The sequence below is a fragment of the Synechococcus sp. PCC 6716 genome (assembly GCF_022570815.1).
Classification (GTDB): Bacteria; Cyanobacteriota; Cyanobacteriia; order Thermosynechococcales; family Thermosynechococcaceae; genus Thermosynechococcus; species Thermosynechococcus lividus.
In genome coordinates, this window is the sequence record NZ_JAKLTU010000010.1 from 64,601 (window position 1) to 77,146 (window position 12,546).

Here is a 12,546-nt window from a genome sequence, read left to right on the forward strand (position 1 = left end):
TGTAATGCAGTACCGAATCCTAGCTCATATTACAGGGTACAATGATTCAAATTCCCTCAATAAATGTATTGATAGTCTGTTAAAGCAAACCTACCAGATTTCAGAACTATTGATTATTGATAATTCATCCACCGCTTTAGCAATTAGTGTTCCCCTAGGCAAGATATCTCTGAACGTTCATCATCACCCTGAAAATATTGGTATGGCTGGCAGTTTGTGCCAAGGCATTCAATATGCAGTTAATCATGGATTTGATTTTATTTGGACATTTGATCAAGATAGCTGTCCGACTGATGATACACTAGAAAAATTAATTACTTTCTATACAAATTTTTCAAAAAAAGATCAAATCGGTATTCTTGGTTGTGTAGCTGTTGATGATAGTACGGGTCAAAAAGACGGTGGATTTTTGTACAAAAATTATCGATTTCAGAAAATTTCCTGCGATCTCTTAAATACTTATTATGAATGTGATGCTGTAATCACTTCAGGGTCACTGATTAACTGCCAAATAGCACCAAACGTACCACTGCCCAATACATTGCTGTTTATTGATGCAGTTGATTTTGATTATTGTATGAAAATCCGCCAGCACAATTATAAAATTTTTATCCTAAATGAGGCAGTTCTAAGACATCGATTTGGTAACTCAAGAACCGTCTATCTTCCCTGTCGCTCCCATGCAACCTACTTATACACCTATTCAACCCTAAGATATTTTTACGTCCATAGAAACCATACCTACCTAGAAACCCGCTTGGCGCGTAACCTTTTCTTTCAAGTCTTGTCTGTTGCCTACCGTGTACTGAAAGCCATCAGAAAGGTTGGGGTTATTTTAATTTTTGAAGAATCAGACAAGCTCTTAAAGACCTATGCCTGCCTTAGAGGTACAGTAGATGGCCTACTCGGCCGCCTAGGTAAAACATGGCACTGAGGGTTCAGGGTTGTTTTAGGCGTATCATTTCTGTTTGAATTCGCTGGCTGAAAGCATTGTCCTGCTGTGCCCGTAGTGTAATGGCATTAAATTGTTCAAGGGTCATATTGTATTTCTTGAGCACCTGCATCGCATCCCGAATATAACTGGCACAAATGGTTTCCATGCCACTGGGGATATTTTGCGGACTCATGGCAAAGCAGGAATTTCGGGGGATTTGCCCACCCGCCAACGCCTGCGCTTGGCGATAGTATTTTTGGCGAATGGGTTCAATTTCTAAGACAACACGAGCATAGTTGATGAGTTCCCACGGAGCAATGACATCGGATTGGGATGCTGCTTGCCCTAAAGAGATACTAGGAATCACACTTACGAAAAGTAGGCTCAATATAGTGCCACAAAACATCATGGGCAACCAAGTCCAACGCATCCTCTGTGTTACCACCACGCTAGGGACATTATCTATACACTTTACTTGGAATCCTCTTGCTGGATTCAGGTTCCCGCTCCTGGACGTGTGAGGTTTGCAATACAGAGCATGACCGAGACGTGAACCCTGCGATCAACATCAGAAATGAAGCCTTGCGGAGATTGTAGGAACTCGCTCTACTGCCTTTGGGAGGGAACGTAAGTCATCTGGTAAGACTTCGGTTTTGTTAGATGCTGTCCCTGTTGAACAAGGAAGCCGCTTATCTATCCCGTAGCGATGATGAGCGGTAGTTTACCTATTGTACTCATTGCTGCTACTGTGCCAGCTAGTTATGCAATCTGCTGGATGCAATGCCGAAATTTACCGAAAAATGCTGTAAAGCCCCTGCCTTTAGGCATGGGGAGTATGTCAATGCTGGTGAATCTAAATCTCACAATTTAATTCCCCCAACCGCTGGTTAAAGCGCAGGTTTTCGCTATAGTCCACGGCAACATCAATGATGGTGGGCACCGGCTGCTCGAGGGCTGTTTTCAGGGTGGGAATAAAGTCGGCAGTGGCTTCAATGCGATAGCCCTTGAGACCCATGCTGTCCGCTAGTTTGACAAAATCAGGGTTGCCGAAGTGGACGTAGGCCGGCTCGCCAAAGTAACGGTGTTGCTTCCACTCAATGAGGCCATAGCCGCCATCATTAAAAATAATGGTGGTGAAGTTGGTCTTCATCCGCAGTGCGGTTTCTAGCTCTTGGAAGTTCATCATAAAGCCACCATCACCGGTGACCGCTACGACGTGGCGATTGGGGTGCACAAGCTTAGCCGCCATTGCCCCCGGTACAGCAATGCCCATGGCGGCAAAGCCATTGGAAATTAAGCAGGTATTGGGGCGATCGCAGTGGTAATGGCGGGCAATCCACATTTTGTGAGCACCCACATCGGAAATAACAATGTCGTCAGGCCCCATGACTTGCCGCAAATCATAGATGATTTTTTGGGGTTTGACGGGAAAGCTATCGTCTTGGGCAAACTGGCAATAGTCGGCAACGATCTCTTGCCGCAGTTGCAGGGCATAGGGGGGGGCTTTGTCTTGGCGATCGGCGCGCTTGAGAATTTCGTACAGAGAATCGGAAATATCCCCAACCACTTCAACCACAGGAATATAGCTACTGTCAATTTCAGCATGGGTTGCTGCAATGTGGATAATTGGCAGGCGGCCATCAGGATTCCAGCTTTTGGGGGAGTATTCAATCAGGTCATAGCCAATGGCAATAATTAAATCGGCATGGTCAAACCCACAGCTAATGTAGTCCCGCTGCTGCAACCCCACTGTCCACAAGGCTAAGGAGTGCTGATAGGGAATTACCCCCTTGCCCATAAACGTATTAGAAACAGGAATATTGAGTTTTTCCGCAAAGTGGGTCAAGGCCGGTGCTGCATGGGCACGAATGGCACCATTGCCGACCAAGATTAAGGGGTTGTCAGCTTGGCTAATCAGTTCCGCGGCCTTGAGGATGCTGTGAAAGGAGGCGTAGGTTTTCTCGGCGGGTTTGGGTTTGAGGGGATAGCCTTCGACGGGCATGGCCGCGATATTTTCCGGTAGATCAATGTGAACAGCGCCAGGCTTTTCGTTTTGCGCGATCTTAAAGGCTTTGCGGACAATTTCCGGTGTGATACTGGGGCGGACAATCTGTGCATTCCACTTGGTGACTGGGCTAAACATGGCCACCAGATCAAGGTATTGGTGGGACTCGATGTGCATGCGATCGGTGCCTACTTGCCCTGTGATGGCCACAAGGGGTGCGCCATCTAAATTGGCATCGGCAACCCCTGTCATGAGGTTGGTGGCTCCTGGCCCTAGGGTCGAAAGACACACCCCCGCCTGACCTGTCAAACGGCCATACACGTCTGCCATGAAGGCGGCTCCCTGTTCATGGCGGGTCGTTACAAACTGAATGCTGGAGTGGCGTAAGGCTTCGAGAACATCAAGGTTTTCTTCGCCAGGAAGGCCAAAAATATATTTCACGCCTTCGTTTTCAAGGCATTTGACGAGGAGTTCAGCAGTATTCATGAGGTAATGGTGGGTACTACCTTCAATCCTAATCTGTTATCCGTGGGCAAACCTGAAGATGTTTGCAAATCCTCACCAAAGTTTCAGCCTGCTGCCAAGGTTGAGATCACTTTGGCCAAATCAAGGTCGCGTTGGGTGATACCGCCAGCATCGTGGGTGGTGAGGCTAACAGTGACGCGGTTCCATGAAATGCAAATGTCGGGATGGTGCCCTGCCTGCTCGGACGGTTCCACAAGACGGTTGACAAAGGCAATAGAGCCAAGGAAATCTTGAAACCTAAAGGTTTGCTCGAGGCGATCGCCCACCAGAGACCATCCTGGCAGGGAGGCAAGCTGGGCTTCAATTTCGGCGGTAGATAAGCGTTCAGCCATACTTTTTGCACAACTCTATAGACTAATTATTGCGAATTTGCAGCGGAGGGCGGGGGTGCAACCTCCCTGCGGGAGCCACTGCCAACTCAGCAAATGTCCCACCGCACCACCGGCTCATGCTGCGATCGACGACGTTCGCTAGTTCAGGTCGCCAATGCGCCCAAGCTGCAGGAGGTAACGCTAACGCGCCCCAGTAGGCGCCAAATAGGCATCCCAGCAGGGGTAGGGTAGGAACATCTTTGAGCAAGTGCTGTGCCAGCATGAGGTTACCGGGGGCGATCGCCAACGCATAGCGCACTTGCATCACTGGCTCTGGGGCTGCCGCCAAGCAATTGACTGGCTTGACTAGCGGTTCCGGTCGCCACGCCTGCTCCAAGTATTCATGAAGCAGTGCCTGAATATTGGCCAACGGTGCTGGCACCACAATCAACGGCTGTTGCCATGCAGCCAAAAGATGGGGCAGAGCGGCACACCAATCATCTTGCGCCGGGGCATCCGCCAACCACTGGTGCCTATACTGCTTCACAAGCACGGGGGACTGCTGCTCGAGACCCCACAGCCCGCCTAACAGGGCACCTCTAAACTGCTCGTAAACCCCACCCCTAACCATCGTTGCGCCCCAACACAATCGCTATTTGTTTGATGACCCTTGCTAGGGAGTACTCGCCAAAAGGCTTTACCCCTTCGCCAAAATCCGTTATAGTTGTAAATTGTCGGTAAATTCCACCCCCTATGCAAATAACTGTTGCAACAATCCTACGGCGTGAGCGAGGGCTACAACGATGATTAAACTCCGCCTCAAGCGCTACGGCAAAAAGCGCAATGCCACCTACCGCATTGTAGCCATGAATAGTCGCGATCGCCGCGATGGCCGTGCCCTCGAAGAGCTTGGCTTTTACGATCCCATTCGGGAAGAAGTGCGCCTCAAAGAAGACGCTATTAAACGGCGGTTAGAGCAAGGCGCGCAACCCACGGATACGGTGCGGCGGCTGTTTGTCAAAGCCAATTTACTGCCCCAGACTAAGTCGTAATGAGCGAGTTAGCGTCTGCTCCTAATTATGTGGAGTTGATTCGCTTTTTGCTGGAGCCGTTTATGGAAGCCCCAGACACCCTGCGCATCCATGCTGAGTTTTCACCAGCGACGTCCCGAATTTGGATTCGCTTGGCCTTTGCGGGTGAGGATAAAGGGCGCGTTTATGGTCGTGGAGGGCGTAATTTGCAGGCGATTCGCGCCGTGCTGAAGGCCGCTGCTCAGGCTACGGGTCAGCAGATTTACTTAGATGTTTATGGCGATCACAAAAGTGAGCCTAAAATAAATAATCATGAGGGCGATCGCCGTGGGCGACCCCATCGTCGTTCTTATCCATCATCAAGGAGGCAAAGTTAGCGCGTGTCTGAAGTGCGTTTAGGTGAAAACGAATCCATCGAGTCGGCTCTACGGCGGTTTAAGAAAAAAATTCAAAAGGCGGGTATTTTATCGGAAGTAAAGCGGCGTGAACGTTACGAAAAACCCAGCCTGCGCCGCAAACGCAAACAGGAGGCTGCTCGTAAGCGCAATCGCTAAGCCCTATTGCCAGTGTTGCCATGAGCGACAGCTTAACAATTGATCTCCACAGCACCGAAAGTGCGATCGCCCTTGTCGGGGAGCAAGAAGCCAACCTACGCATCTTTGCTGCGCAAACAGGGGCGACGCTTGTTTTGCGAGGCCGTGATCTTTACATCACTGGTACCACTGCTCAGGTGCAACTGTGTCAGCAACTCATCCACGACCTAGGCACTCTTTGGCGTGAAGGCAAAACCGTTTCGGGTGTCGATATTCTCACCGTACGTCATGCCTACGATACCCATCAGCGGGAAGCCCTGCGAGAACTCCAACAAGACATATTAGCGCGAACCCGGCGTGGTGACGTTATCCGTGCCAAAACCTTTCGCCAGCGTCAATACATTCAGGCAATTCGCCACCACACCCTCACCTTTGGGATTGGACCTGCGGGAACCGGCAAAACCTTTTTGGCCACCGTGCTTGCCGTTCAAGCCCTACTGGCCGGTACCTACGAACGCCTTATTTTGACCCGTCCAGCGGTGGAAGCGGGTGAGCGGCTGGGGTTTTTGCCGGGGGATTTGCAACAAAAAATTGACCCCTACCTGCGGCCGTTGTACGATGCCCTCTACGAACTGGTAGAACCCGACAAAATTAGTCATCTGATGGAGCGAGGGGTCATTGAGGTGGCACCATTGGCCTATATGCGGGGGCGAACCCTCAATAACGCCTTTGTGATCTTAGATGAGGCGCAAAACACTACCCCCGCCCAAATGAAAATGGTACTGACCCGCATCGGGTTTAATTCCTGTCTGGTTGTGACGGGGGACTTGACCCAAACTGACTTACCAGAGCACCAAACTTCAGGGTTAAGTGTTGCTGCCAGTATCCTCAAGGACGTGGAAGGGATTGCCTTTTGCTATCTCACCAAGGGGGATGTGATTCGGCATCCTCTTGTTGAACGAATTATTGATGCCTACGATCGCCACGAGCAGGCGCAGGAGACCCCCAAAAGCCAGCGCCAGCGATCGCGCAAATGATTGATTACTACGGTATCACGCTTAAGTCCACTGGTACAGCTAGCGCCTAGCCTTGCGGCGGGGTTGCAGCAATTGGTGTTGGATTCTGGTGAACGACCGCTTACTTTACCGATCTCACACTAGGAGAATACACGATGGTTGGTTTTATGGGTCGCCTGGGGCTCGAACCCAGGACCAATCGGTTAAAAGCCGAGTGCTCTACCACTGAGCTAGCGACCCATGGTGCTTCACAGCTTTTCTAGCATAGCGGAAAGCAGGCACATATGCAATGGGTTAGTCGTGGGAGGGCTGAACCCAACGTTGCCATAGAATCTGTACACTCAGAGCCACCAAACCCACGCCAATGATGCTAAAGACGCCGGTGCCAAGGGTGCACAGACCCACAACAAGAGTACGAACCGCAACCGTTAAGCTGTAGATCAGTTGATTGTGGGTGCTAACGGCATGGCTGGCAAAGCTATAGGCGATCGCCCCCGTTAAGCGGTAGAGTAACAGCCCAAGCGTGCCTGCAATACAAGCACCCGTGAGGCAACGCACAGGAGTGGCGGAAGGGGCAGTCATAGGCTGATCCACTGTTGAAAAGACTATGCTTCTAGAATACGGTAGCCAATGTCGCGGCGATAGTAGGCATCGGCAAAGTGAATGGCGGCAACCCCAGCATAAGCTTTGGCTTTGGCAGTGGCAAAATCTTCGGCCAAGGCAGTCACATTAAGAACCCGTCCCCCATGGGTCAGCCATTGCCCCTCCTGCCAGCGCGTTCCCGCATGAAAGACCTGTACCCCCTGAGCCAGAGCTGTGGGAATCCCCTCAATGACATCCCCTTTACGATAGGTCCCCGGATAGCCACCGGCAGCCATCACCACGGACAGCGCTACCTCCCTGCGCCAACGCAACGCCCCCAGAGAGTCTAGGCGACCTTCAACACAGGCGAGAAGAATCTCTAATAGCGGGGTCTCTAGCAACGGCAGCACCGCTTGGGTTTCTGGATCCCCAAAGCGACAGTTAAACTCAACCACGTAGGGTTGCAGGTCGGGGGTGATCATCAGTCCGGCATAGAGTACGCCGCAGTAGTGGATTCCCCGCCCTTGCAGAGCCGCTAGGGCAGGTTCTAGAATTTGGTCTTGAATGCGCTGCATCAACTCTGGCGTGACCCACGGTACTGGGGCATAGACCCCCATCCCCCCTGTATTGGCACCGGTATCCCCTTCACCAATGCGTTTGTGGTCTTGAGCCGGCAACAGTGGCACAATGGTTCGCCCATCGGTGAGCGCCAGCACCGACACCTCTTGACCCTCTAGGACAGACTCAATCACTACTTGGTTGCCTGCTGCCCCAAATTCCCCCCCAAAGGCGCGCTCCAGAGCAGCGATCGCCTCCGCTTCTGTGGTGGCAACCGTCACCCCCTTGCCCGCTGCTAAGCCATCGGCCTTGATCACGATGGGTGCCCCTTGAGACTGCACGTAGGCCACAGCATCCCCATAGGTTGTAAACACCGCTGCTGTCGCGGTAGGAATATGAGCCTCCTGCATCAGCGCTTTTGCCCACGCCTTACTGGCTTCGATTTGGGCCCCCGCACGACTGGGGCCAAACACTGGAATGTTCAACGCATGGAGGGCATCTGCCAACCCTGCTGCTAGGGGAGCCTCCGGTCCTATCACGACTAAATCTACCTGCTGCGCTTGGGCAAACTGACGAATCCCTTCTAGATCGGTGGCCTCAATGGCAACATTTTGGCAGCGATCGCAGCACGCCGTGCCGCCATTGCCCGGCAGGCAAAAGATATGGCTCACGCTGGCAGACTCTAACAACTTCCAAGCAATAGCGTGCTCTCTGCCGCCACTGCCGACAACAATCACCTTCACAGGTTGCTCCTATCCTCTTGGTTTTTTAACGTTGTACTCTTCATGGGACAACACACTGCGGGGCTCGATGCGATCGCCCACATCATGGCAGATCAGGCGATAGTCATAGGTGAGGGGAATGCTGATGACACTGCGGTCGTGGTTGAGGCGCTTCCCCTTAAACTGGCGATAGTCTGTGCCAGCGACCAGTTCAGCAATGACTTGGCGGGCTTTGAGGACAATCGTTTTGGGTAACCCCTGCAAATCAATCAGATCGTCAGCAAAAGTTGCCTGCCACTGCTGCCGCTCGAGCCGAGCTAGTTCCCGTTCCGTTGCTTCTCGAGCTTTGACATCCTGTAACTGGGCACAGCGATGACAGACTTGACCATAGCCTTGATGGCCGCAGGGAAATTGTTTACGACGACGCGGCATAGTGACTCCCGGAAAACGTAAGCAGGGCAGAGAGTTCATGCCCCCTTACCCTGCTTGTACGTTTATTTTCTGGTTAAAGGTGGGATCGTGACAACTATCCCCCTTAAGCTAGCAATGCCTCAGCTTTGGCAACCACGTTATCGACCGTAAAGCCAAATTTTTCCATGAGTACCCCACCGGGGGCTGACGCGCCAAACCGATCAATACTTAGGGTGGCATCAGCATAGCGACACCAACCAAAGCTAGCCCCGGCCTCAACGGCTAAGCGCTTCACCCCTGCAGGTAAGACACTTGCTTGGTACTCGCTGGATTGCTCGGCAAAGAGTTCCCACGACGGCATCGAAACCACCCGCACCTTTTTGCCGCTAGCCGTGAGGGCTTCAGCCGCTTTGACACAGAGGGAAACTTCAGAGCCAGTGCCAATCAAGATCAGATCTGGGGTGCCATCACAGTCCACGATGGTGTAGGCACCTTTGGCAACATTGGCTGCGGAACTACCAGCCAAATTGGGAAGGTTCTGCCGAGTTAAGGCTAAAAGAGTCGGCTGCTTGCGCCGTTGTACCGCCACTTGGTAGGCGCCGGAGGTCTCATTGCCGTCAGCAGGGCGAATCACAAGCAGGTTAGGGATAGCCCGCAGCGAGGCGAGGGTTTCGACAGGCTGGTGGGTTGGGCCGTCTTCGCCAAGGGCGATGGAGTCGTGGGTCATGACGTAGATCACCCCTGCTTGAGACAGTGCCGAGAGCCGCAGCGCTGGCCGCAGGTAGTCGGCAAACACTAAAAAGGTGGCGCAGTAGGGAATCAACCCTGAGTTATGGAGGGCAATGCCGTTACAGATGGCGGCCATGCCATGCTCGCGCACCCCAAAACGGATGTTACGGTTTTGATACTGCCCTTTTTGAAAGTCACCGGAGCATTTGAGTTCGGTGAGGTTGGAGTGGGTCAAGTCCGCTGAGCCACCAATCAATTCCGGCAGGTTGGGGGCGATCGCGTTTAAGCAGATCTCTGAATGCTTACGGGTGGCAACGGCTTTATCCTCTGGGGTGTAGTGGGGGAGGTTTGCATCCCAGTTGGCGGGTAAGTCCCCCCGCAGGAGCCGTTCAAACTCCGCTGCTTCCGCAGGATACTTTTGGCGGTAGGTGGCTAGGGTTTGGTTCCACTCGGCTTCTGCACGTGCGCCGCGCTCAATGGCTTTGCGGAACTGCGCTAAAACATCGTCCGGCACTACAAAGGGATCGTAATCCCAGCCTAAGTTCTCGCGGGTTAACTTGACTTCATCCACCCCAAGGGCAGCGCCGTGCACCCCAGCGGTATTGGCTTTGTTAGGAGACCCGTAGCCAATGGTGGTCGTCACTTTGATGAGGGAGGGTTTGTCGGTAACCGCTTTGGCGGCTGCAATGGCTTGGGCGATCGCCGCGAGATCGGTATTGCCATTGGTGACGTGCTGAACGTGCCAGCCGTAGGCTTCAAAGCGTTTACAGACATCTTCGGTAAAGGCAATGTCTGTGGAGCCATCGATGGAAATGTGGTTGTCATCGTACAGGGCAATGAGCTTTCCTAAGCCCCAGTGCCCCGCCAAGGAGCAGGCTTCGCCAGAAACCCCCTCCATGTTACAGCCATCGCCAAGGATGACGTAGGTATAGTGATCGACCAGTTGAACATCGGGCTTATTAAACCGCGCGGCTAAGTGTGCCTCGGCCACCGCGAGACCCACAGCGTTACAAATCCCCTGCCCCAAGGGGCCGGTGGTGACTTCAACCCCTGGGGTCTCAAAATTTTCAGGGTGACCGGGGGTGCGGGATCCCCACTGCCGGAACTGTTTAATATCCTCAATGGTGACGCTATCGTACCCCGTCAGGTAAAGCATGGCGTACTGCAACATGCAGCCGTGGCCTGCCGAGAGGACAAAGCGATCACGGTTGAACCATTGCGGGTTTTTGGGGTTGTACCGCATAAATTGGTTCCAGAGGACGTAGGCCATGGGAGCCGCTCCCATAGGTAAGCCCGGATGGCCAGAGTTGGCTTTTTGTACAGCATCGATCGCCAAGAATCGAATCGCATTAATGCAGAGGTCATCAAGGGATTGAGTTACAGCAGGCATTACTTTCTCTCTCTATAGAATTGGGTGTGCAGCGAACAGTTAAAGGTTGGGGACAAATTTGCGAAACGCTAGGGTCACATTGTGACCGCCAAAGCCAAAGGAATTGGAAAGGGCAACCACCACCGGACAGGCACGACTGTGATGGGGAACGTAGTCCAGATCACAGGCTGGATCCGGCTGCTCCAAGTTAATTGTAGGGGGGATGCGGTCATGGGCAACCGCCATCACCGTGGCGATCGCCTCGATGCCACCAGACCCTCCCAGTAAATGCCCCGTCATCGACTTGGTGGAGCTAATGGGAACGCGGCGGGCATTCTCTTCGCCAAGGGCACGCTTAATCGCCGCCGTCTCGGTACTGTCATTGGCAGGGGTACTGGTGCCGTGGGCATTGATGTAGCTCACCTGATCAGGGGCAATACTGCCATCCTTGAGACAGCCTTCAATGGCACGGGCTGCCCCTTCGCCCCCGGGGGAAGGAGCCGTCATGTGGTAAGCATCACAGGTTAGGCCATAGCCGACCATTTCGGCATAGATGCGGGCACCCCGGGCAAGGGCAAATTCTAGCTCTTCCAAAATTAAAATGCCCGCCCCTTCACCAAGGACAAAGCCATCTCGGTTCTTATCAAAGGGACGACTGGCATGGTGGGGGTCATCATTGCGGGTGGAGAGGGCACGGGCTGCCGCAAACCCAGCAACAGACAGGGGAGTGATTGCTGCTTCCGTGCCACCGCAGATCATCGCCTTGGCATAGCCGTGTTGAACGAGCCGAAAGGCATCGCCAATGGCATTGGAGCCTGCGGCGCAGGCGGTGACTGAGCAGGAGTTGGGGCCTTTGGCACCGGTATGAATTGCCGTTAGGCCTGCAGCCATGTTAGCAATCATCATCGGAATCATGAAGGGGCTACAGCGATCCGGCCCCTTACTGAGATAGATTTCCTGCTGATCTTCCATAACCCGCAGACCCCCCACCCCCGTGCCAATAATGATGCCAACGTCTGTGGCATTGCTCTCATCAATGGTGAGTTGGGCATCGGCAAGGGCTTGTTTACTGGCGGCGACCCCAAACTGGGCAAACCGATCCATGCGCTTGGCATCCTTGCGATCCATATAGAGGGTGGGGTCAAAGCCACGAACCTCACCCGCAATGCGGCAATCATGACGACTGGCATCAAAGAGGCTAATCGTGTCAATGCCGCTACGACCGGCCATTAGCCCGTCCCAATACTCTGCCAAGGTGTTGCCAAGGGGGGTAATGGCACCCATGCCGGTGACAACCACCCGTTTTTGGTGAGCCTTCGTCATTGGTCTTACGCAGCTGCCTTATTGGTGATAAAGTCTAGGACATCTTGAACAGTTTTCAACTTTTCTGCTTCTTCGTCAGGAATTTCGATATTAAAGGCTTCTTCTAGAGCCATGATCAGCTCCACGGAGTCGAGGGAGTCGGCGTTCAAGTCATCTGCAAAGCTTGCTTCGGGCACGACTTTTTCAGCATCAACACTGAGTTGATCGGCAACAATGGTTTTTACTTTTTCGAGAATTTCAGAGTCAGTCATAGATGCCTGTGAATTTCAAATGGATGGACGAATGAATGATGATGCGGGCGATCGCCATTCCTCAAATCTAGGATGTTTTGTGCCCAGAATCAACGCGCCATAATTATAGGACACATTGGGGGTACAGCCCACAACGTCGTGGCAGGGGAGTCTGGCTATGGTAAGCTACATCTTGGGTATCATGGCTTTTTGAGTGCTTTTGCCGCCCCCATCGCTACAGTTGATGTTTGTTGTTGCTACCCGCTA

At 52.7% G+C, this 12,546-nt stretch carries 16 protein-coding genes and 1 tRNA gene; 6 read left to right on the top strand and 11 right to left on the bottom strand.

Annotation, left to right across the window (positions count from 1 at the left end):
* Window positions 1-4 precede the first annotated feature (4 nt).
* On the top strand, window positions 5-934 hold the full coding sequence (locus L5220_RS07145; protein WP_499572618.1) for a glycosyltransferase family 2 protein: 930 nt from the start codon (window positions 5-7) through the stop codon (window positions 932-934).
* A gap of 4 nt (window positions 935-938) precedes the next feature.
* Here L5220_RS07145 and L5220_RS07150 read toward each other — a convergent pair whose 3' ends face one another.
* Window positions 939-1,364: a DUF4168 domain-containing protein gene (locus L5220_RS07150; protein WP_499572620.1), complete on the bottom strand. Its 426-nt coding sequence runs from the start codon at window positions 1,362-1,364 to the stop codon at window positions 939-941.
* 56 nt (window positions 1,365-1,420) lie between these two features.
* Between L5220_RS07150 and L5220_RS07155 the strand changes: the two genes are divergently transcribed.
* Window positions 1,421-1,531, top strand: coding sequence for a zinc ribbon domain-containing protein (locus L5220_RS07155; protein WP_499572622.1), 111 nt, complete (start codon window positions 1,421-1,423; stop codon window positions 1,529-1,531).
* A 256-nt stretch (window positions 1,532-1,787) separates the two neighbouring features.
* Here the strand turns inward: L5220_RS07155 and L5220_RS07160 are convergent, their stop codons facing one another.
* The 3 genes from L5220_RS07160 to L5220_RS07170 form a co-directional block, all read right to left on the bottom strand.
* Window positions 1,788-3,425 (bottom strand): acetolactate synthase large subunit, encoded by a 1,638-nt coding sequence (locus tag L5220_RS07160; RefSeq protein ID WP_499572624.1) that lies wholly within the window; start codon window positions 3,423-3,425, stop codon window positions 1,788-1,790.
* A gap of 83 nt (window positions 3,426-3,508) precedes the next feature.
* Window positions 3,509-3,796 (bottom strand): 4a-hydroxytetrahydrobiopterin dehydratase, encoded by a 288-nt coding sequence (locus tag L5220_RS07165; protein ID WP_099798565.1) that lies wholly within the window; start codon window positions 3,794-3,796, stop codon window positions 3,509-3,511.
* A 22-nt stretch (window positions 3,797-3,818) separates the two neighbouring features.
* The gene (locus L5220_RS07170) at window positions 3,819-4,406 is read right to left on the bottom strand and encodes a hypothetical protein (RefSeq protein WP_499572626.1); all 588 of its coding nucleotides are present in this window, start codon (window positions 4,404-4,406) and stop codon (window positions 3,819-3,821) included.
* Window positions 4,407-4,578: 172 nt separating this feature from the next.
* Here L5220_RS07170 and rpsP point away from each other — a divergent pair, with 172 nt between their 5' ends.
* Genes rpsP through L5220_RS07190 form a run of 4 tightly spaced genes read left to right on the top strand, consistent with a single transcriptional unit; the run spans window position 4,579 to window position 6,376 of the window.
* Window positions 4,579-4,827, top strand: a complete 249-nt coding sequence (gene rpsP, locus L5220_RS07175) for a 30S ribosomal protein S16 (RefSeq protein ID WP_099798567.1) — start codon at window positions 4,579-4,581, stop codon at window positions 4,825-4,827.
* Window positions 4,827-5,183 (top strand): KH domain-containing protein, encoded by a 357-nt coding sequence (locus L5220_RS07180; protein WP_499572628.1) that lies wholly within the window; start codon window positions 4,827-4,829, stop codon window positions 5,181-5,183. Before rpsP ends, L5220_RS07180 begins: the two co-directional genes overlap by 1 nt.
* A gap of 3 nt (window positions 5,184-5,186) precedes the next feature.
* On the top strand, window positions 5,187-5,360 hold the full coding sequence (gene rpsU / locus L5220_RS07185) for a 30S ribosomal protein S21 (protein WP_015126245.1): 174 nt from the start codon (window positions 5,187-5,189) through the stop codon (window positions 5,358-5,360).
* A gap of 20 nt (window positions 5,361-5,380) precedes the next feature.
* Complete coding sequence (locus tag L5220_RS07190) at window positions 5,381-6,376, top strand: PhoH family protein (protein ID WP_099798569.1); 996 nt, start codon at window positions 5,381-5,383, stop codon at window positions 6,374-6,376.
* Window positions 6,377-6,523: 147 nt separating this feature from the next.
* Here L5220_RS07190 and L5220_RS07195 read toward each other — a convergent pair.
* The 7 genes from L5220_RS07195 to acpP all read right to left on the bottom strand — a co-directional run bounded on the left by L5220_RS07195 (window position 6,524) and on the right by acpP (window position 12,300).
* A tRNA-Lys gene (locus L5220_RS07195) sits at window positions 6,524-6,595 on the bottom strand.
* A gap of 54 nt (window positions 6,596-6,649) precedes the next feature.
* A complete protein-coding gene (locus L5220_RS07200; protein ID WP_099798570.1) occupies window positions 6,650-6,937 on the bottom strand; it encodes a DUF3082 domain-containing protein in 288 nt (95 codons plus the stop codon).
* Window positions 6,938-6,960: 23 nt separating this feature from the next.
* Window positions 6,961-8,238: a phosphoribosylamine--glycine ligase gene (purD, locus tag L5220_RS07205; RefSeq protein WP_499572630.1), complete on the bottom strand. Its 1,278-nt coding sequence runs from the start codon at window positions 8,236-8,238 to the stop codon at window positions 6,961-6,963.
* A 9-nt stretch (window positions 8,239-8,247) separates the two neighbouring features.
* Window positions 8,248-8,649 carry a DUF7682 family zinc-binding protein gene (locus L5220_RS07210; RefSeq protein WP_499572632.1) on the bottom strand — a complete coding sequence of 134 codons (402 nt, stop codon included), beginning with the start codon at window positions 8,647-8,649 and terminating at the stop codon, window positions 8,248-8,250.
* Between the two features lie 103 nt (window positions 8,650-8,752).
* A complete protein-coding gene (gene tkt, locus L5220_RS07215; protein ID WP_499572634.1) occupies window positions 8,753-10,747 on the bottom strand; it encodes a transketolase in 1,995 nt (664 codons plus the stop codon).
* Window positions 10,748-10,786: 39 nt separating this feature from the next.
* A complete protein-coding gene (gene fabF / locus L5220_RS07220) occupies window positions 10,787-12,049 on the bottom strand; it encodes a beta-ketoacyl-ACP synthase II (protein WP_448525069.1) in 1,263 nt (420 codons plus the stop codon).
* A 5-nt stretch (window positions 12,050-12,054) separates the two neighbouring features.
* Window positions 12,055-12,300: an acyl carrier protein gene (gene acpP, locus L5220_RS07225; RefSeq protein WP_448513986.1), complete on the bottom strand. Its 246-nt coding sequence runs from the start codon at window positions 12,298-12,300 to the stop codon at window positions 12,055-12,057.
* Window positions 12,301-12,546: the final 246 nt, after the last annotated feature.